The sequence below is a fragment of the Dyadobacter chenhuakuii genome (assembly GCF_023821985.2).
GTDB lineage: Bacteria > Bacteroidota > Bacteroidia > Cytophagales > Spirosomataceae > Dyadobacter > Dyadobacter chenhuakuii.
This window is the reverse complement of sequence record NZ_CP098805.1, coordinates 1849630-1868390: the sequence shown is the minus strand read 5'-3', so window position 1 is coordinate 1868390 and position 18761 is coordinate 1849630. Positions and strand designations below refer to the sequence as shown.

Annotated in this window: 18 protein-coding genes; 10 read left to right on the top strand and 8 right to left on the bottom strand. The window is 45.9% G+C overall.

Annotated elements, in window-relative coordinates; genetic code table 11:
- Together NFI80_RS07770 and NFI80_RS07765 are read left to right on the top strand one after the other, a co-directional pair.
- Entirely contained in the window at positions 1 to 762 is a 762-nt protein-coding gene (locus NFI80_RS07770; protein WP_235163558.1) for a helix-turn-helix transcriptional regulator, read from the top strand.
- Positions 763 to 849: 87 nt separating this feature from the next.
- On the top strand, positions 850 to 1011 hold the full coding sequence (locus tag NFI80_RS07765) for a hypothetical protein (RefSeq protein WP_235163559.1): 162 nt from the start codon (positions 850 to 852) through the stop codon (positions 1009 to 1011).
- A gap of 32 nt (positions 1012 to 1043) precedes the next feature.
- On the opposite strand, the gene NFI80_RS07760 is transcribed toward NFI80_RS07765, so the two are convergent.
- The 3 genes from NFI80_RS07760 to NFI80_RS07750 all read right to left on the bottom strand — a co-directional run bounded on the left by NFI80_RS07760 (position 1044) and on the right by NFI80_RS07750 (position 2971).
- On the bottom strand, positions 1044 to 1505 hold the full coding sequence (locus tag NFI80_RS07760; protein WP_235163560.1) for a hypothetical protein: 462 nt from the start codon (positions 1503 to 1505) through the stop codon (positions 1044 to 1046).
- 84 nt (positions 1506 to 1589) lie between these two features.
- The gene (locus tag NFI80_RS07755) at positions 1590 to 2012 is read right to left on the bottom strand and encodes an SRPBCC family protein (protein WP_235163561.1); all 423 of its coding nucleotides are present in this window, start codon (positions 2010 to 2012) and stop codon (positions 1590 to 1592) included.
- A 128-nt stretch (positions 2013 to 2140) separates the two neighbouring features.
- Positions 2141 to 2971 carry a carcinine hydrolase/isopenicillin-N N-acyltransferase family protein gene (locus NFI80_RS07750; protein WP_235163562.1) on the bottom strand — a complete coding sequence of 277 codons (831 nt, stop codon included), beginning with the start codon at positions 2969 to 2971 and terminating at the stop codon, positions 2141 to 2143.
- A gap of 37 nt (positions 2972 to 3008) precedes the next feature.
- Between NFI80_RS07750 and NFI80_RS07745 the strand changes: the two genes are divergently transcribed.
- The 6 genes from NFI80_RS07745 to NFI80_RS07720 all read left to right on the top strand — a co-directional run bounded on the left by NFI80_RS07745 (position 3009) and on the right by NFI80_RS07720 (position 9776).
- On the top strand, positions 3009 to 3977 hold the full coding sequence (locus NFI80_RS07745; RefSeq protein ID WP_235163563.1) for a sensor histidine kinase: 969 nt from the start codon (positions 3009 to 3011) through the stop codon (positions 3975 to 3977).
- Between the two features lie 27 nt (positions 3978 to 4004).
- Entirely contained in the window at positions 4005 to 4736 is a 732-nt protein-coding gene (locus tag NFI80_RS07740; protein ID WP_235163564.1) for a LytR/AlgR family response regulator transcription factor, read from the top strand.
- A 176-nt stretch (positions 4737 to 4912) separates the two neighbouring features.
- A complete protein-coding gene (locus tag NFI80_RS07735) occupies positions 4913 to 5251 on the top strand; it encodes a PadR family transcriptional regulator (RefSeq protein ID WP_235163565.1) in 339 nt (112 codons plus the stop codon).
- The gene (locus tag NFI80_RS07730) at positions 5248 to 7866 is read left to right on the top strand and encodes an ABC transporter permease (protein WP_235163566.1); all 2619 of its coding nucleotides are present in this window, start codon (positions 5248 to 5250) and stop codon (positions 7864 to 7866) included. Before NFI80_RS07735 ends, NFI80_RS07730 begins: the two co-directional genes overlap by 4 nt.
- Positions 7867 to 8050: 184 nt before the next feature.
- Positions 8051 to 9232 (top strand): PQQ-dependent sugar dehydrogenase, encoded by a 1182-nt coding sequence (locus tag NFI80_RS07725; protein ID WP_235163567.1) that lies wholly within the window; start codon positions 8051 to 8053, stop codon positions 9230 to 9232.
- A 70-nt stretch (positions 9233 to 9302) separates the two neighbouring features.
- Positions 9303 to 9776, top strand: coding sequence for a hypothetical protein (locus NFI80_RS07720; protein ID WP_235163568.1), 474 nt, complete (start codon positions 9303 to 9305; stop codon positions 9774 to 9776).
- Between the two features lie 79 nt (positions 9777 to 9855).
- Here the strand turns inward: NFI80_RS07720 and msrA are convergent, their stop codons facing one another.
- The 3 genes from msrA to NFI80_RS07705 all read right to left on the bottom strand — a co-directional run bounded on the left by msrA (position 9856) and on the right by NFI80_RS07705 (position 13582).
- The gene (gene msrA, locus NFI80_RS07715) at positions 9856 to 10347 is read right to left on the bottom strand and encodes a peptide-methionine (S)-S-oxide reductase MsrA (protein ID WP_235163569.1); all 492 of its coding nucleotides are present in this window, start codon (positions 10345 to 10347) and stop codon (positions 9856 to 9858) included.
- A gap of 80 nt (positions 10348 to 10427) precedes the next feature.
- The gene (locus NFI80_RS07710; protein ID WP_235163570.1) at positions 10428 to 11045 is read right to left on the bottom strand and encodes an SRPBCC family protein; all 618 of its coding nucleotides are present in this window, start codon (positions 11043 to 11045) and stop codon (positions 10428 to 10430) included.
- Positions 11046 to 11134: 89 nt separating this feature from the next.
- The gene (locus NFI80_RS07705; protein ID WP_235163571.1) at positions 11135 to 13582 is read right to left on the bottom strand and encodes a PAS domain-containing sensor histidine kinase; all 2448 of its coding nucleotides are present in this window, start codon (positions 13580 to 13582) and stop codon (positions 11135 to 11137) included.
- 232 nt (positions 13583 to 13814) lie between these two features.
- Between NFI80_RS07705 and NFI80_RS07700 the strand changes: the two genes are divergently transcribed.
- On the top strand, positions 13815 to 15059 hold the full coding sequence (locus tag NFI80_RS07700; protein WP_235163572.1) for a hypothetical protein: 1245 nt from the start codon (positions 13815 to 13817) through the stop codon (positions 15057 to 15059).
- 78 nt (positions 15060 to 15137) lie between these two features.
- Here the strand turns inward: NFI80_RS07700 and NFI80_RS07695 are convergent, their stop codons facing one another.
- Complete coding sequence (locus NFI80_RS07695) at positions 15138 to 15728, bottom strand: pentapeptide repeat-containing protein (RefSeq protein ID WP_235163573.1); 591 nt, start codon at positions 15726 to 15728, stop codon at positions 15138 to 15140.
- A 101-nt stretch (positions 15729 to 15829) separates the two neighbouring features.
- Positions 15830 to 17083: a cation:proton antiporter gene (locus tag NFI80_RS07690; protein ID WP_233798608.1), complete on the bottom strand. Its 1254-nt coding sequence runs from the start codon at positions 17081 to 17083 to the stop codon at positions 15830 to 15832.
- A 170-nt stretch (positions 17084 to 17253) separates the two neighbouring features.
- On the opposite strand from NFI80_RS07690, the gene NFI80_RS07685 reads away from it, so the two are divergent.
- Positions 17254 to 18747, top strand: coding sequence for an FG-GAP repeat domain-containing protein (locus NFI80_RS07685; protein ID WP_235163574.1), 1494 nt, complete (start codon positions 17254 to 17256; stop codon positions 18745 to 18747).
- Positions 18748 to 18761: the final 14 nt, after the last annotated feature.

Genomic DNA, 18761 nt, shown 5'->3' with positions numbered 1-18761 from the left:
ATGAAAATTTTTTTAGATAATGATCTTACACACACATCGGAAAGCGATTTCCCCTATCTGCGAATGCATTTCGAAAGCGGCGGCTCACATTCCCTGCTATTTTACCCCGGATCACACAGCAAGGCGAATCTTCTGAAACAGTCTGGTCCGGACAGCATTGAGATTGAGCTTTCGCTCGATTTCCTGAAACGCGTTCTTCATAATGATCTTGAAATCCTACGCGATTTTGGCAAAAACATTGAAATAAATCTGCCTGCGATCATGGGTAACCGGAGCTTTCCGATTACACGTCCTATGAAGCAAATCCTCGCACAAATCGAGGAATGCAGCCTCTCAGGCACATTGCGAAGACTGTTTATTGAAGCAAAGGTCGTTGAGCTGCTCACCTTGCAGATCAGTCAGATCAACGCGTTGCCGGCGGGAAAGAAGGTCTTAAAGAAAATGGACATTGATAAATTGAACGAGGTAAGGGCGCTTTTGCTTGCAAATATTCACAATCCTCATTCCATTGAAGAGCTTTCCAAAACCGCAGGCATTAATCGCACCAAATTGCAGGAAGGTTTTAAAGAATTATTTGGAACGACCATTTTTGGGTTTATCACAGATATCCGTCTCGAAGAAGCCCGGCAAAGAATCCAGGACAGAAGCGATGCAGCTTCTATTGCTGAAATAGCCGCATTGGCAGGATATAAAAATCCGCAGCATTTCACAGCCGCATTCAAGCGTAAATTCGGATTTTTGCCAAAAGACTTAAAAGGATAGCCGGCCCGATGCGGAAAACGAATTCAGACTTACCTTTATAAGCCACCTATACAAAGAAAATTAGCCTAAATCCATATTGTAATCGAAGTGAAATGGCGGACAAGCAATGGGAAGACCATTACCATTAAAAAGCCGGGCAGCGGGCGGGCGATCACGGCTATTAGTGTTAACGGAAAGGAAAATAAAGGTTATTTGATTCCCCACGACCTCTTCAAAAACGGGGGAGAGGTTGAGATCGTTACAAAATAGGAAGGTGTATAAATGGAAAAAGACCATGCTGCTTAAAGCAACATGGTCTCTTCTCCTGCCGGCGCACCATTCGACTGGGCTTCTATTTCGTCGATCATAAAAGCCATCTGCTTCCGGTGCTGCTTCAATGGTGACGTATTAAGGTCTGAATTTTCTGCCAGTTCCAGCAGAACATCGTACTCGGCTATGATTTTTTGATGCACGGCAATGATCTCGGCCAGTGCCAGATCAAAGTTACCGTGCCGGTTGTCGATCGTGATCGGTTTGCTGTCTGAATCCAGGATACAGGCATCCCGCATGTGGCATTTGAGCGCATCGTAGAAGTTGGCCATTTCCTTTTTGAACAAGGAACAAACCATATAATCCTGGCTTAGTAACTTTCTTAGCGAAAACGGAATTTCCTGCCCCATGGTCACGGTCAACATTTTCTGCTGCGTTTTGTAAAGACGCCAGATTTTGATCACCTGCTTAACAATCGCTTTCACGTTTTCCATAATGAATGAATGTTTTGCAGAAGTCTACAATAATTGTTCCAAAATCTTTGATTCTGAATACATTATTGGGCTGGCAGAATAAATTCAATTCGCTTCCACGTGTTTCTTGAAATTATTGAGGATCGCCTGCCAGCCATCCCGCTGCATATCTGCCGGGTTGGTCTGTTCAGCATCAAAAATTTCCGTTACTGTGGTGCTGTCGCCATTTTCTGTGAATGTTACCTGCACTGTTCTACCATCTTCCATACCATATTCGATCACACTTTGCGGAACAACATTGGAATAAACCCCACCAAAGTCGAAGCTGAAACTGCCGTCTTTTGCAGCCATTGTGGTCCTGAATTTGCCGCCGGTGCGGACATCGTTTTCTGCCGACGGCGCATGCCAGTCGTCCGATGCAAAACACCATTGCGTAATGTGTTCAGGTGCATTAAAATGTTCCCAGACTTTCGCAACAGGCGCATTAATAGTTGTTTCGACGGTGATTTTTTGAGCTGCGGTTTCCATAATCGTTTTTGGTTTTTTTTAGTGAATTAGTATGTTGCAAAGTTGAAAGAAATCCGGGAAACAAGCAGGTGCCGATTATGACAAATATGCGGGTGCGTTGCGTCAATTGGCAAAAGGGTTTTAAAAAGTCAGGACCGGGTGCCGGAGATTTTCCTGTCAGCCTTGAAGAGCTTTTTGATCTCCGTTTGATGCTTCCCTTTTTTTAGCTCATACGCCAGGGAAATGACAAGTTCTTCTTCGAAATCGTGATGCTGATAAAGATAAAACCGACCATTTTTTAAATCGGCAATTTGCGAATAGATCGTTGCATTGTCAATCGCACGTTGCGCAGTCTTGGACAAGATTTCTTTAAAAAGCGGAACCGAAACCAAATTTTTCCCTAGCAACATTTCGGCCGTATTGTAACGTTGGCAGGGCTCCTGGTTGGCCGTTCCATAATGTAAACTGAAATTGGTAACGGCCTGGTAATTCCTGCGCTGATCCGATTTGCGGATGATGTAGTTAGCGTGAATCAGGGCGTAGTCGCCACTTGCATCTGCCACCAAAACCTGTGCGCGCTCCTGCCAAACCAGATTGAACCGCTTCACCAGACGGATCACTTCGTCCACTGTGGCACATTCTGCCAGTGCTTTATTGACAAAATATCCTTCAAAATCGGGCTTAGCAGCATCACGCTTGATCGGGATTTCCTGCATAAGCGCGGCTGCATCCCAAAATAATCCTTTGTCATTCATGCCGCCTTCCGGGAGCTTTTCCTTTACACCCCAGGTTACAAACCCGTTCTTTTGCTTTTTGCCAGGGTAAAACCATAAAAATGTTTTCAGGGAAGGACTGGAATCTTCATTGTTACCGACCAGTGTGGTTCTGCCATCGGATGCTGTGAACACTGTGCAGGCAAATGTTGGTGTACAAAGGAAAAAGGCAAGGGCTAGCAGCCTGAGTAATTTGAAATTATACATATGATTAGCTTTTTTGTTTACACAAAAGTGATGTCGTTTGTGGGATGCGGCAGAAGGAAATCTGCGAATGCCGCTTTTTCTGGCAGATCTTACCGATCCTTTCACGCCGGTAGGTTATGGACGAACCATTTTGATGTGCTATTTCAGTCTCTGGGTTTTTGATCGTCTTTTCCAGCACCATCAATATGGCTTGGCCGTGTTGGCGCTCATGATACTTATTGCAATGGATGTGCTGGTCCGCTACATTGTTGAGCAGCTTTTTCTCGGACCTGTTTTCGATATCTGGCAATATCCCAGAGGGATTGGAATCTGGGATTATTTTGGAGAGAATGTATTTTTCAGTGCGTTGGGGATCTTTTTGTGTTTTTTGCTTAAAACCGTCAATGATTATTTTCGCCACGAATCCATGCGACGTGAGAAACTGGTTATGGAGCTGGCTTATTTGAAAGCCCAGCTTAACCCGCACTTTCTTTTCAACACGATGAACAATCTGTACGGTTTGTCGCTCTCCGAACCAGAACGGACACCGGATGTTATTTTGCGGCTGGGCGAGATGATGCGTTATATGCTGTATGAATCGAATGAAACTCTTGTTCCGGTCGATCGCGAGATCGAATATCTGACTGGCTTTATTGAACTGGAAAAATTGCGCTATCCCGCTGAAACGTACGTTAACTTTACGTTGGAAGGAAATGTAAACGGGATTATGATAGCGCCCTTGCTCTCTATAACCTTTGTAGAAAACGCTTTTAAGCACGGCCAGTTACGGGACCCGGCATTTCCAGTGCATATCAGCCTCTCAATATCAGGCCAAGCGTTACGTTTCGAAACAAGCAATCAGATCACATTTCAAAATCGTGATACAGCTGGCGGAATAGGATTGAAAAATGTGGAAAGGAGGTTGGCATTGCTCTATCCCGGCAAACATATGCTCCGGGTCTGGCAGGAAGCAGATCAATTTCATACTTTGCTGGAAATCAATGTAAACGCGGTAAAGGCAGATTAAATTTAACCCGGATTAACGCTCAGAACAGTGAACGGACAGGTAATAAGAGCCATCGCGATTGATGACGAACCCATGGCATTGCGGGTGATCGAAAGCCATGCGCATAAGATGAAGCAACTGGATCTTATCATGACCACAACCGACGCAGTCGAAGGGCTCGTTTTCGCGCAGAACCATGATATTGACCTCATTTTCCTGGATATTCAAATGCCCGATTTGACCGGGATCCAGTTTTTGAAACAATTGGCGGGACAGTCAAAAGTGGTTTTAACCACGGCCTACACGCAATATGCGTTGGAAGGATACGACTATGATGTGATCGATTATCTGCTGAAACCCATATCGTTTGACCGTTTCCTGCGCTCGGTTCAAAAAATGCAAAGGTTATTTATAACAAATGAAGCAGCCGGTGCTTCCAACATTGCATTGGAAAATCCCACGAAAACTGATTTTGGAGTCATTTTTATAAAAACTGAGCATAAGCTTGTCAAGGTGGATCATCAGGATCTGCTTTACCTGCAAGGCGGCAAAGATTACACGACCGTCGTCACGCGTTCCGAAAAATTACTTACGCTGACGACCCTGGCTAAATTTGAAGAGAGCCTCCCCGAAGCCTATTTCATGCGCGTGCACAAATCCTACCTCGTGGCCCTCACCAAGATTCAGTTTATCGAACGCCAGCGGATTTTTATTGATCATGCTGTCATTCCAATAGGAGATTCTTATAAGGAACATGTATTTAAAAAGATAGGAGGCTAGATTACCACTGGCAAACCCCCGCACTTTCCACTGTTCATAATCGGACACGATCCGTTCTTCTGCGGACAAAAAAATGATTTGAAATAATTAAAAAGGGCTCTCTACGAAGTGCTAAGGCCGTTTTCGGTCACTGGCACGTATTTGTACTATAAAATGTAAACTAATGATGCGGGTGTATGCGCCGAACGTATTTGGGAGAGTTTGAAGAACTGGTGTTGCTTATGATCGTGATTCTGGATGGCCAGGCTTATGGCGTGACGGTCAGCCAGGAAATTGAAGAGCATACCGGCCGCGTCGTTACGTTCGGCGCGGTCCATAACACGCTGATCCGGCTGGAAGAAAAGGGGTTCGTAACCTCCGAACTGGGTGGTGCAACTACGGAGCGGGGCGGGAGGAGGAAACGGCTGTTCAAAGTTACTACACTGGGAAGCCGCGCGCTGCAGGACATTCAGCAGCTGCGCAACAAGCTCTGGCATCTGATGCCGGACGGCGCGTTAAAAACAATCGGCTTATGAATGCACCACAGCCTCCGCGTTGGGCGAAAATATTGCTTCGCTGGCTGCACCCGCACAACACACTCGAAGAAGTGGAAGGAGATCTCGACGAGCTTTACGCGTACTGGGTCCTTCGCAGCGGAAAAACGCAGGCGATACTGCGCTATGTCCTGAATGTAGTTTCCGTCCTGCCGCCATTTGTTCGCCGCCGCCAAAGTAAAACCAACTATGAACAATCATTTTTCCTGAACCCTGCCATGTTAAAAAATTACTTTAAAATCGCCTGGCGCAACATTATCCGCCAAAAAGCTTACTCCATCCTAAACATTGCCGGACTTTCCATCGGAATGGCATGCAGCATTCTCATCCTGCTTTGGGTACAAAATGAGCTTAGCTATGATCGTTTTCATGCACACGCCAACCGTCTCGTCAGGCTTACCTGCGCGGCAGGTGATTTCAAAGCGGCGGTTAGTCCTGCCGGAATGGCGGGAGGGTTGCGGGCGCAAATGCCTCAGATTGAGACTGCTGTAAGGGTCAGCAAGCCGGTTACCAACCTGATGGAAGCAGGTGACAAGAAATTTCAGGAAAAACGTGTCTTTTTCGCGGATTCTAATTTCCTGCAAGTATTTTCTTTCCCCTTGTTAAAAGGAAATGCCGCAACCGCATTGAAAGACCCGGGTGCGCTGCTGATCACGGAGGAGATGGCTAAAAAATATTACGGAAACGGGGAGGCCTTGGGTCAGATCATCCGCATCAACAATAAGGAAAATTTTACCATTGCAGGCATTCTGGCCAATGCACCTGCGAATTCACATTTGCAATTCGACTTCATTATCCCAATGGCAACCCTGGCCAAAACCGACTGGGATTTGCAGAACGACGTTTGGGGGAATTTCAACTTTTATACCTATTTCAGACTGACTGAAAATACCGACATTACGCCTTCCGGTTTGCAAAAATTAGGTGTACAGATCAGCAAGATCCATTTTGCGCACGGTAAGGACAGCGGCCAAACATTGAAAGTTGATTTCCAGTTGCAGCCATTACAGGATATCCATTTACACTCCAATTTACAGATTGATTTGCCCGGACATGGTAATGTGCAGTATGTCAATATATTTTTCGTTGTCGCCCTATTTATCCTGGCTGTGGCCTGCATCAACTTCATGAATCTGGCAACGGCACGTTCCGAACGCAGATCGAAGGAAGTCGGATTGCGGAAGGTTGTAGGCGCAGGTCGTTATCAGCTGATTATTCAGTTTTTAGGAGAGTCTCTTATCTTCTCGTTTCTCTCTCTTTTTATCGCCATCGGCATTGTTTTCATTATTCTACCTGTTTTCAAAAATCTTACCGGAAAGGAATTGGGAATTCATTTAACGGATGGGAAATTGTTGGTGAGCCTGGCGGGTATCGCCATTCTTACCGGTCTGATTGCCGGAAGTTATCCTGCGCTTTTCCTGTCGGGATTTGCGCCTGTAAAAGTGCTGAAAGGGAAAATGAGGGTTGCCGGGGGGAATTTGCTGTTCAGGAATGGGCTTGTCGTGACGCAGTTCGTCGTGGCGATTGTGCTGCTGGTCGGCACCGCCGTGGTTTACAAACAATTGAATTTTATCAAAAACCGTAATCTTGGTTTTGACAAATCAAGTCTCCTTTACATGCCGATGACGGGCGACATCTGGGCAAAGCAACAAGCATTAAAAACCACATTAGCCCAGAATCCGATGACAGAAAATTTTTCAATTATTTCGGACCTCCCAACGGCGCTTATTTCGGGCTCGACAGATGTTGTGTGGGATGGGCAGACTGCGAACAACCAGATCGTCATTCCATCATTGAATGTTGATGAAAATTTCACATCGGTTTTTAAAACCAAAATCCTGGCAGGACGTAGTTTTTCCAGCGAATTCAAAAGTGACAGTGCCAATTATGTGATCAATGAAAAAGCCATGCAGATCATGGGCATGAACATTCAGAACGCTGTCGGGAAGAATCTTACGATGTCAGATGAGAAGGGAACGATTATCGGGGTTGTGAAAGATTTTCATTTCAAATCGCTTCAATACGCGATGGAACCGCTGATACTGCGGCTGAATAAATGGGGAGGCGTAGTTGTGGTCCGTACAAAGCCGGGCAGTACGGAAGCGGCCATCAGCGAGCTGGGAAAGATCAGTCAGCAACTCAATCCGGCCTATCCCTTCACATATGGTTTTCTGGATAAAGACCTCGACAACCTGTATCAGAGCGAGAAGCAAATGGGCAGCATTTTCAATCTTTTCGCCGGACTGGCCATTTTCATCTCGTGCCTTGGTCTTTACGGCTTATCTGCATTCATGGCCGAACAGCGGAAAAAAGAAATCGGCGTACGAAAAGTGCTTGGAGCAACTGTAACCGGCGTAGTGGCATTGCTCTCACAGGATTTTCTTAAATTAATACTTATTGCCATCGTTGTGGCGTCTCCCATTGCCTGGTATGCAATGGACAGCTGGTTACAGGATTTTGCTTATCAAACGACCATGGATTGGTGGGTGTTTGTACTAGCCGGGTTAATCGCCGCCTCCATTGCATTGCTGACCGTCAGTTTCCAGAGCATTAAGGCAGCATTGATGAACCCGGTCAAAAGTTTGCGGAGTGAATAAGATGGTGCTGTGATATTCTTTTTTTCAGGATAAAAGTTTTGGATTGATAGCTGGTGCGGTTTCGTCGGGTACGATAATTGTTAACCCCACCGCAGAAAACCGGTCATCAATTCAAAACTAAAAGATCAGGAAGAAAGATTATCCATTTTTAAAAGCATTCAGGCTCGGGACAGTCCTGACAATAATGCTGGCATCGCTGGTTGTCAGCTGCAAAGACGGCGATAGCTTATGGGATTCGATCATCCCGGAAACAGACGAAGAACCGACGTCAACACAAATTGAAGGTTACGTATTTTATCCAGCCGTACAAGGCGCGACCGATGCGAACATTGCCCAGCTTCGTGTTCCCGCAGGGTTTAAGATCAACAAATTTGCTGACGGCGTTGGCAAACCAAGGATTTTGGTTGCTGATGCGAACGGGCACATTTATGCATCCGATCGCGAAGCCGGAATTGTGATGTTGCTGACAGATGCCAACAATGACGGTGTTTCGGACGGTGTAAAAACAGTCGCTACCATTAAGCAGGCACACGGACTCTCATTGCACAAGGGCAAAATGTACATTGTGGCAGTTAGAGAAGTATATGTTGCTGATGTGAATGGCGACGGAACACTGGGAGTTCCCAAAATCCTGATTGACGATCTGCCTGACGGAGGCCAGCATCCCAACCGGACGATTGCGTTTGGTCCTGATAACAAAATGTACATTTCAGTCGGCAGCACCTGCAACTCCTGTCCTGAACCAAATCCCGAAAACGCAACCATGTTGAGAGCGGAGGAAGATGGCTCGAACAGGAAAATATTTGCAAAAGGACTTCGTAATACAATCGGTTATGCCTGGCATCCCGAAACCAACGCGCTTTGGGGAATGGACCACGGCATCGACTGGCTTGGAGACGATGAGCAAAAGGAAGAGGTGAACCAGATCGCGCAGGGAGCGGATTACGGCTGGCCGTACATTTACGGTGAAGGCAAATACAACCCCGGCGATCGCCCGAAGGGGGATACAACTTACAAGCAATATCTTCAAAAGACCACGCTTCCCGCACTGACTTATCAGGCACATTCAGCGCCGATGGCCATGGCCTTTTATTCAGGTGCAATGTTCCCGGGTGAATATAAAAATGATGCGTTTGTTGCCATGCGCGGCTCCTGGAACAGAAGTGAGCCAGTAGGGTATAAGATCGTAAGGATGCATTTCGAAAATGGGAAACCCGTAAGATTTGACGACTTCGTGACAGGCTTTATCATGAACAACAACAAAGCGCATTTTGGTCGCTTGGTGGGAGTTACGGTTCATAAAGACGGCTCGCTGCTGTTTTCTGATGATACCAATGGCGTGATCTACCGGGTTTCTTACCAGTAAATAATGGCCTGCTTGACTCGCTGGAACGGTTTTTAGATAAATCATTTATTGATCAACAACGATAAGTAATATGAAACCTGAAATCAAAAGTCTTGCTGGTGGACTGGCCGGTGCCCTGGTCCTTAATATCATTCATGAAGTAGCCAAGACAATGTCACCAAAAGCACCCAGGATTGATAAGGTAGGGGAGGAAGCATTAACCAAATCTTTGCATGCGGTGGGAGCACCTGCTCCGACCGGAAAGGCGCTGTTTGGGACGACATTGGCGGCAGACCTGGCGAGCAATGCCATGTATTATGCCATGATTGGAAAAGGATCCAAAGAACATTTGATGCTTCGCGGCGCGGGTTATGGTCTTTTTGCAGGCTTGGGTGCTGTGGGTCTTACACAAAAACTTGGCTTGAGCGACAAGCCTGTTACCAAAACAACTGAAACGAAAGTAATGACGGTTGCCTGGTATTTGCTAGGAGGCCTTGTAGCGGCATTTGTAATTCAGAAAGTGGGAGAAATGGAAGATTCAAAAGGCGATCTTCTGCCGATTTGAAATACGTAATACCAAAAAAGAATGGCCTTGAATATTTACATTCAAGGCCATTCTTTTTTGGCTATCATTGGTTTTGAAATTAACTCAGTTTCCAACTGGGTCTTTCAAAATGGCAGGTATATCCTCCCGGATGTTTTTGCAGGTAATCCTGATGTTCTTCTTCTGCATTCCAAAAATCACCCGCAGGAACAACTTCCGTAACAATTTTTCCAGGCCAGATGCCCGATGCCTCCATTTCAGCGATCAACGTTTCTGCAACTTCCCGTTGCGTTTCGTCCAGGTAAAAAATAGCTGATCGATAAGAAGTCCCTATGTCATTGCCCTGCCGATTCCTTGTGGTCGGATCATGGATCAGGAAAAAATATTCAAGAAGCGCGCGATAACTTAGTTTTTCAGGATCATATACGATCTCGATTCCTTCCGCATGTGTTCCATGATTCCGGTAAGTCGCATTAGGAACGTCGCCGCCCGTATATCCTACCACTGTTGAAATAACGCCTGGTTGTTGTCTGAAAAGTTCTTCTACTCCCCAGAAGCAACCTCCTGCCAAAATGGCTTTTTCAGTACTCATATATTCCGATTTTGATGTTGCAAATGCACAGCAACAATTCTGTGCCGTTTATTGCAGAACAGTTTTTTGACAGGATTCGATCACCCACCGCCTACTTTTACCTGGTCGGGATCTTCGTTATAGCCTCCGGAACGGTCGGTCATGTTTTCTGCACTTTTTAAATTATCCTGGGCAGTTGCATCCTGACCAGCATTATCAGACTGAGCGTTAACATTCACCTCGCCGGAGTTTTGTGCGTCCGAGTCCGTTTTGCCGGTGCCGGAAGAAAGATACGATTCCAGATCGTCCAGGCCCTTTTCCCAGCCTTCTTCATGGGGTTTCAGAAATTCAGGACCGGAAAATCCTTCCTGCACAACTTTCAATTTGCTGCCTTCACCATCAGGGGAAAATGTGATATCCAGTTTATAACCACTTTCAGATCCTTCATCACTCATATTCCAGACCCATGAGTAGGCCAGCTTCTCGTTTGGAACAACTTCACTGTAAGTCCCTGTAATTTCCAAACCTGAATCGCCCACGTAATATTCTACTGCGCCGCCTTCTTTCAGCTCATTTTTGACATCCGTAAGCGAAGCGCCCATCGGGTGCCACCATTGTTTCAAATGTTCCGCCTCAGTCCAGGCTTTGAAAAGTTCTTCCACACTTACATTAAATTGTCGCTCAATTTCAATCACCTGTGTTTTTTGCTCCGAATCCATAATCTTTCATTTTTTAGTTTGTTGTAACCGGCAAAAGCGCGGCAAGTAGTCGTAGTTTATAATAACTGTGCCGGTAAGGCAAGCATTTGTCAGGCAGGCAGGAAAATAGTGAATGTTGCTCCCGCGCCTTCTTCACTGGTAACGGTAATGCTTCCGCCGTGATTGGCTGCCACCCGTTCGCAAATGGCCAGCCCAATCCCCGTGCCTGAATACTGGCTTCTGCCGTGCAGGCGCTGGAATAATTGGAATATCCGGTCTGCATATTGTTGTTCAAAACCGATCCCATTATCCGAAACTTCTATCTGATAGTACAAATTAGAGGTGCGCAACACCTTCGCAGAAGCGGGCAACTGAGCATTATTAAGGATCTTTCCGGTAATCTGGATTACCGGCGGCACATCCGGCTTCCTGAATTTCAGCGCGTTACTGATAAGGTTAAGGAACAGCTGGTTCAACTGCATCCGGTCGCCTTCGATCACAGGCAGGTCCTGCACGAAAATTTGTGCGGATGTTTCCGTGATGACCAATTCCAGATCATTCAGCACATCATTGATAACCTTATTGAGGAATACTTTTTCAATGACCTCATTATGAGCTGTAATTCGCGAAAAGGATAGCAAGTCTTCGATCAGATCGGACATGCGTTTGGCAGAACTCTGCATACGCTGCAGGTAAGTCAGGCCATCGCCCAGGTTTTCTGAATATCGCTTTGCCAGCAGATCGGAAAAGGATTGGATCTTGCGGAGCGGTTCCTGTAAATCATGGGAAGCCACGTAAGCGAATTGCTGGAGATTCACATTGGATTGCTGCAACAACAGATTCGAGTCCGCAAGCTCATCATTGGTTGCACGGTATTCCTCATTCAGAGATGCAAGCTCTTCGTTCATCACTTCAAGCTGCTGCGTACGCTGTTGCACCTGCGCTTCGAGCGTATTCTTAATTTCCCGCTGGATCGTCACATCCTGCGCAGTGCCGATCATACTAACCGGCTTTCCGTTCTCGTCATAAAGCACTTTGCCTTGCGCATGAAGAATCCTGGCAAAACCTGTTTGCTCAGCATCCATGGTATATTCCATGTCGAAATGCCCGTCTGATCCCGGAGCGAAGGCGCGGTTTACGGCTTCTACAACAGCCGGCAGATCCTCCTTGGAAATGGCAGCGTATACTTTTTCAAATGTAATGGTATCCTCCTTTTCAACACCGAACCAAAATTTCAATCGGTCGGAATAGTCAAAAATGCCGGTCGCCAGGTCGATGGAGTAGGTGCCCAGCTCAGCCAGTTCAATGGCGCCACGCAAAAATGTTTCGGTTTCTTCAATCTGCTTCCGGCTTAACACCTGTTTAGTCATGTCCGTCGCAACTACGAATACGCCGTTAATGTTACCGGCTTGGTCGCGCTGCGGCTGATACGCCAGATCCACATAAATGGTTTGAATCACGCCATCGATGGCAAGATCCACAGGCTGCTCTTTTGAAATATAGGGAACACCGGTGTCAATCACACCTTGCAGCAGGGCGTCAAACCCTTGTCCCTCAATTTCAGGAATGGCTTCCATCAGCGGTTTGCCGATAATGTCTTCCGGTTTCCGGCCCACCAGCCTTCCGTAGAAAGGGTTAGCCATTGTAAAAGTCAGATTTTCCTTACCTATAATAGCGATGCCAACCGGCGACTGCTCAAACAATTCCAGCAGCTGCATCTGGCTTTCTTTAATGCGTTCTTCGAGGTTAACCCGGTTGGTGACGTCAATGGCGATGTCCAGAACTGCGTATACATTGCCATCTCGGTCGTATACCGGGGAGTAGGTAATGTCGTATTTATTAAAAGTCATCACGCCCTGCTGAACTATATTGACCTGGGTGCCAAAGCTTTGAAATGTTACACCAGTCGTGTACACATCGTCCAGTATTTTAAGGAAAGCCTGGTTTTCCAGTTCCGGCATTACGTCCCGCAGCGGCCGTCCAACAATATCCGGTCCTTTTCCAACTATATCAATAAATGCCTGGTTGGGCATTTCCACAATGAGGTCACGCCCCACAAACAAGCCTATTGCGGCCGGGGCGGATTCAATTACAGTTCTCAGTTTCGCCTCACTTTCTTCATATGCTTTCTGGGCTTCTGTCTTTGCGGTTGAATCCTCAACATTATTCGTAATGTCGATGAAACTGCCCAGCAGCCGGGTCACACCATTAGCGGTGGCGTGCGATTGCGCTTTACAAAGCACCCAGCGACGGCCTTGCCAACCAGTCGTGCGAAGTTTTACGGAAAATGAATGTGGTGCAGGCTGCTGCAATGCATTGGAAATTTCGTTATGAAATGCAACGACGTCTTCCGTATATATTTGATCCAGAAGTAGTTGTAGGTCAATGATATCGCTGCCGGCAAGCTGGAAAAGATTTTTGGTCCGTTGGCATACACGAATATTATTACTCAGGAAATCCAGTTCCCAAGTACCTATGCCAGCGGATTCAAGGGCGAGATTGAGACGTTGTATTTCTAAGTTATTATCAGTATCAAATGAATTAGCCTGGCCTGCCATGAATTACGCGTTTTAGAGCAAGATAGTGAGTGCTCAGCTCCTGGCCTCGTTGCCTGGGAAACAGAGTATGAATGCTGGTGCCAAAAACACTATGCCAAGATTATGTGCCCGTAGTAATCTTAAATTTTTAATCATAAAAAAATCTGCTAACGGTTTGGAAAATATCTTCTTAAATGATTTACTTTGTAGTGCAAAGTACTTTTAGATTATTAAATCAATCCTGCCATTGTTTATGAAAGATCAAATCCTGTTAAATCTCGACAACCCTGGTCAGCTGGAAAGGTTGTACCGGGCAGACAAGCCAACATTCAAGCGCGCATTCAAAACATTGTATCCCGAATTGCAGGAAAACGCCCTGGCTGGTTTCTGGCATGAGCGGCTCAGCTTCGCCAATGATGAAATCTCCTGGGGCAGCCGCAACGACCTGGTTTTTATCGTTATAGCATCGTTAGTTGCAGGCCTCATTGCAAAAATCCCTGCCATATTCGGTGTTAACGAAGAGTTCTTTTATTCAAGAAATATCGGATTTGTGGTTTTCCCGGCATTGATGGTATTTTTTGCCAGGAAAAATAAAATGCAGGCTGGAAACATTGCGGTGCTGGCGGGATCAATGGCAGCGGGATTGGTCTATATCAACCTTTTACCAGATGTTAAGACGAGCGATACATTGATCCTTTCCTGCATTCACCTGGTGCTGTTTCAATGGTCTGTTTTGGGCTTTGCATTCGTCGGTGACCGGAGCGATGTGAGCGAGAAGCGGCTTGGATTCCTGAAATATAATGGGGATCTCGTCGTCATGACCGCATTAATCCTCATTTCCGGTGGGATCCTGACAGCCATTACGATCAACCTGTTTGCATTGATCGGGTTTCGGATTGAAGAATTTTACTTTCAGAACATTGGTGTTTTTGGCCTGGCAGCGGCACCGATTGTCGGCACTTATCTTACGCAGACCAATCCTCAACTGGTAGGCAAAGTCTCGCCGGTGATCGCGAAGATTTTTAGCCCGCTCGTGCTGGTCATGCTGATTGTTTACCTCATTGCCATGGTGTATTCTGGCAAAGATCCCTATAATGACAGGGAATTTCTATTGATTTTCAATGCATTGCTGATTGGTGTAATGGCGATTATTTTCTTTTCTGTTGCCGAAACGACCCGGATATCCAGGAGTAAGGCGGAGGTTTGGGTGCTCTTTGCACTTTCGGTGGTGACGATTATGGTCAATGGCATTGCGTTGTCGGCCATATTATTCCGGATTTCGGAGTGGGGGATTACGCCGAACCGCGCGGCAGTGCTTGGCAGTAACGCGCTGATCCTGATAAATTTATTGCTGGTAACTGCCCAGATATACAAAGTGGTAATCGGCAAAACTGATATAAAAGAAGTAGGAAAAACAATCGGTTACTTTCTGCCCATTTACTTTATATGGACCATAATCGTAACCTTCGTTTTCCCACTGGTGTTTGGGTTTAAATAAAAAAAACCTGCCAATAAAAAAGGCCATCCCAAAATTAAAATGGGATGGCCTTGAACATTAATTACCAGGGAGGATTTACTAATTATATTCAACATCCAGCTTATATCTCTGCAAAAGTCCTATGAGGTTAGAGCCGGAGAATTTAGATCTTTTTAATCTGTTCAATGTGGGGTCTATGTTGAAATTATGCGCAGTTCGGAAATCCGTTTTTTCTAAAATTGAATCGATAAATCTGGCCCCATCCAGGTCGCAATTTTCGAAAATTGCTTCGGTTAAATCTGTTTCTTCAAAATTGGTGCCTATTAATGAGCATTTTTTAAAGCTTGTTTTATTCAGATTGGTCTCATGAAAATCGGCATGATCCAATACACATTCATTGAATGAAAAGGAGAAAATAAATGGATTGCAAACGGAGAAATTGACGTCATTTATTTTGCAATTTGAAAATACAACTTCACGAAAACCTGTGCCATTTAGCTTGGTTTGAGTGAAATCGCAATCCGTAAAGTGACACTCAATAAAGTTGTTGCCGCTCAGGTCACTGCCTTGAAAATTACACCTGATAAATTCGCAGTTAATCCAGGTCCGGTCCTGTAAATCTTCTTCGGCAATAAATACATTTTCAAAATGGTTGTTCTGGCGAGTGGACGGTTCAATGGATAGGTTCATGTTGTAATAATTAAATATGACATGGCTTTTGAAATCATGACATTTAACTGAGGATTTACCCTAATTTTATCTTTGTTTTAATGTATATTTTGCCCGGTATATCAGGCAATTTCCTCTTCTTCCGGAAATCTTTTCGCTAATTTTCCAACCGTAAGTCCCTGAACGATAATCGAGAACAAAACGACGAAGTAAGTGATGGCCAGGAAGATATCCTTATTCAGATCCTTATCGATCGATAGCGCCAGAGCAATAGAAACACCCCCTCGCAGGCCACCCCAAACGAGGATTGCAATTGATTTTTTTCCAAACTTATTTCTGAACGGAATAAATTTCACCGGAAGATAAATGGAAATAAAACGTGCGAGCAACACCACCACAATGGCGATCATTCCGGCTGTCATAAACCTTTTCAGATCAGGAATCAGCAATAATTCAAAGCCGATAATAAGGAAAAGAATGGCGTTCAGGATTTCATCAATCAATTCCCAGAACTTATCAATGTAATCGCGTTCCATGTCGGAAACCGCGCCGGGGTTTTTACCATAGTTACCCACAACAAGTCCCGCTGCAACCATCGCAAGCGGGCCTGACATATGCAATGCCTGCGCCGCTAAATGTCCACCCATGACGATTGCCAGCGTGATCAGAACATGTACATTATAGCCATCGACTTTGTAAATCATTTTAGATCCCACAAATCCGAGCGCGAGTCCCAGCGCAATCCCACCCAATGCTTCCTTTACAAAAAGCATCGTAATGCCGCCAAAAGTAGTGTTCACTTCTTCGCCTCTCGCAAGGGCGAGCATCAGGATAAAGATCACAACGGCCATCCCATCATTAAAAAGCGATTCACCCGCAATTTTGGTCTCTATGGATTTGGGTACGCCAGCCTGTTTCAAAATCCCTAAAACCGCGATCGGATCCGTAGGGGAGATCAATGCACCGAAGACGAGACATTGGATCAGTGGCACGTGCAGGCCGGTCAGTGGCAACAGATAATAGATTAGAAAACCGATGATAAAGGTTGACATCAGCACGCTGAGCGTGGAAAAGATAATGATCGGGAGCCGCTGCTCGCGCAGGTCTTCAAGGTGAATGTGGATTGCACCTGCAAATAGCAGAAAATTCAACATGGCGCCCATGAGAATTTCCGTTAGGTCCACACTGCCGATGAGGGTTGTAATGCGCAGAAACGTTCGCGGGAAAATGGTGTCCGTAGCGATCAGACCAAGCGAAACGAGCAAGGCAATGACCATAACGCCGATGGAAGGCGGCAGTTTGAGAAACCGTGAATTGATGTACGAAAATATGGCCGAGAGGACAATTAAGGCCGAAAAGGAATAGTATAACTCCATGCAATAATTTTTAGATCAATCTAAAATAACAAATTCCTTACCGCAAAATCAATCTAAAAACGGGTTTCCGGCAAACTCTAATGGTATTCTAATATCGACGGCGGTGGTTTGCGTAACGACTTTTTGGCCAATGTTTACTAGGTTTACACCCCCGAAACCTGACCTCGTTCATGACCCGTATGAGACGATTTTTGCCTGTCTTTATTCTGTTGTTTTTTCTCATGGCGTGCCATGCTAAAAAGGAAAATAATGCGGCTGAATTGAAGGAGCCGCCCGTTTCCACGCAGTCGGGCAGGGAATTGGCGGCGACGCATTGCAGCCGGTGCCATGCATTTGTGCCGCCGGAAATATTGGGAAAATCAAACTGGAAAAAAGTGCTTCCCGACATGCACGAGCGCATGGGCCCAATCCTGGCCAAAGCCGACTGGCAAAAGATCGAGCAATATTTTATCTCTCAGTCGCCGGACTCTGTTGCGCCGCCGATCCGGGCAAGTAAGATCCGAATGGGTTTGGGCCATTTCAAATACAGGGAAACAACATTTTCCCACCGGCCGGCCATGACTTCCCTGGTGAAGATCCTGCCTAATAACCGCGGCGTCGTATATAGTGATGCGAAAGGCAAAAACAATGTGCTCACTTTCCTGAAACCCGACCTGAGTGAAAATTACAGCATGCGCCTGGAATCGACGCCAATTGACTTTTATGAAAAAGGAGAGGAGCTGTATCTGACCATGATCGGCAACGGGATCTTTCCTACCAACGCCCGCGACGGTGCAGTGCAAAGGCTCGTTAAGAATGGCTCTGAAAAAGGCTTCAAATCAGGCAATGTTGCCATTTCCAATTTACAGCGGCCTGTTTCGATGGCTTATGGTGATCTTAATAAAGACGGTTTTGAAGATGTTGTGGCGTGTGAATTTGGCAATGAGAACGGGCAGCTGGCCTGGTTTGAAAACAATGGCCGCGGCGGTTATGACAAACATGTGCTCCGGGAAAAACCCGGCGCGGTCTCGGCGGTGATGAAAGATGCCAATCGGGATGGCTTAATGGACATTTACGTCCTCATGGCGCAGGCGGATGAAGGCGTTTTCCTTTACATGAATAAGGGTTCGGGGAAGTTTGAGGAAAGGCGGTTGCTGTCCTTCATGCCCCTCAACGGCTCGCAGCATATGGAACTCGCCGATTTTAATAAAGATGGTTTTGACGACATTATCTATGTGTGCGGAGACAATGCGGACAAAACACCCATTTTGAAAAACTACCATGGCATTTACATTTTCCTTAACGACGGAAAATCCAATTTCCGCCAGTCCTATTTTTACCAGATGAATGGCGCTTACAAAGCACTGGCGCGGGATTATGACCTCGATGGCGATCTCGACATTGCTGCCATTTCGTTCTTCCCGGATTATGCGCGTTACCCCGAAGAGAGTTTTATTTATCTGAAAAATAAAGGAAACCTGAAATTTGAAGATTACTCATTTCCCGAAGCGACTAAAGGCAGATGGATGACTATGGACGCCGGTGATATGGATGCGGATGGCGATGTGGATCTCGTTTTGGGATCATTCGTCCATTTCCTGCCGCTGGGGGATCAGACAGGTCTGGGGCAAAAATGGTTGCAGGAAGGGCCTTCTGTAATTGTCCTGGAAAACAAAATCCGGTAAGCCAAGGCAGCTTA

Bases quoted from the DNA above. Each gene is read 5' to 3' on its own strand.
- NFI80_RS07770 (WP_235163558.1), top strand. From the start codon at position 1: ATGAAAATTTTTTTAGATAATGATCTTACACACACATCGGAAAGCGAT.
- NFI80_RS07760 (WP_235163560.1), bottom strand. From the start codon at position 1,505: ATGGAAAACGTGAAAGCGATTGTTAAGCAGGTGATCAAAATCTGGCGT.
- NFI80_RS07755 (WP_235163561.1), bottom strand. From the start codon at position 2,012: ATGGAAACCGCAGCTCAAAAAATCACCGTCGAAACAACTATTAATGCG.
- NFI80_RS07750 (WP_235163562.1), bottom strand. From the start codon at position 2,971: ATGTATAATTTCAAATTACTCAGGCTGCTAGCCCTTGCCTTTTTCCTT.
- NFI80_RS07735 (WP_235163565.1), top strand. From the start codon at position 4,913: ATGCGCCGAACGTATTTGGGAGAGTTTGAAGAACTGGTGTTGCTTATG.
- NFI80_RS07730 (WP_235163566.1), top strand. From the start codon at position 5,248: ATGAATGCACCACAGCCTCCGCGTTGGGCGAAAATATTGCTTCGCTGG.
- NFI80_RS07725 (WP_235163567.1), top strand. From the start codon at position 8,051: ATGCTGGCATCGCTGGTTGTCAGCTGCAAAGACGGCGATAGCTTATGG.
- NFI80_RS07720 (WP_235163568.1), top strand. From the start codon at position 9,303: ATGAAACCTGAAATCAAAAGTCTTGCTGGTGGACTGGCCGGTGCCCTG.
- msrA (WP_235163569.1), bottom strand. From the start codon at position 10,347: ATGAGTACTGAAAAAGCCATTTTGGCAGGAGGTTGCTTCTGGGGAGTA.
- NFI80_RS07710 (WP_235163570.1), bottom strand. From the start codon at position 11,045: ATGGATTCGGAGCAAAAAACACAGGTGATTGAAATTGAGCGACAATTT.
- NFI80_RS07705 (WP_235163571.1), bottom strand. From the start codon at position 13,582: ATGGCAGGCCAGGCTAATTCATTTGATACTGATAATAACTTAGAAATA.
- NFI80_RS07700 (WP_235163572.1), top strand. From the start codon at position 13,815: ATGAAAGATCAAATCCTGTTAAATCTCGACAACCCTGGTCAGCTGGAA.
- NFI80_RS07695 (WP_235163573.1), bottom strand. From the start codon at position 15,728: ATGAACCTATCCATTGAACCGTCCACTCGCCAGAACAACCATTTTGAA.
- NFI80_RS07690 (WP_233798608.1), bottom strand. From the start codon at position 17,083: ATGGAGTTATACTATTCCTTTTCGGCCTTAATTGTCCTCTCGGCCATA.
- NFI80_RS07685 (WP_235163574.1), top strand. From the start codon at position 17,254: ATGACCCGTATGAGACGATTTTTGCCTGTCTTTATTCTGTTGTTTTTT.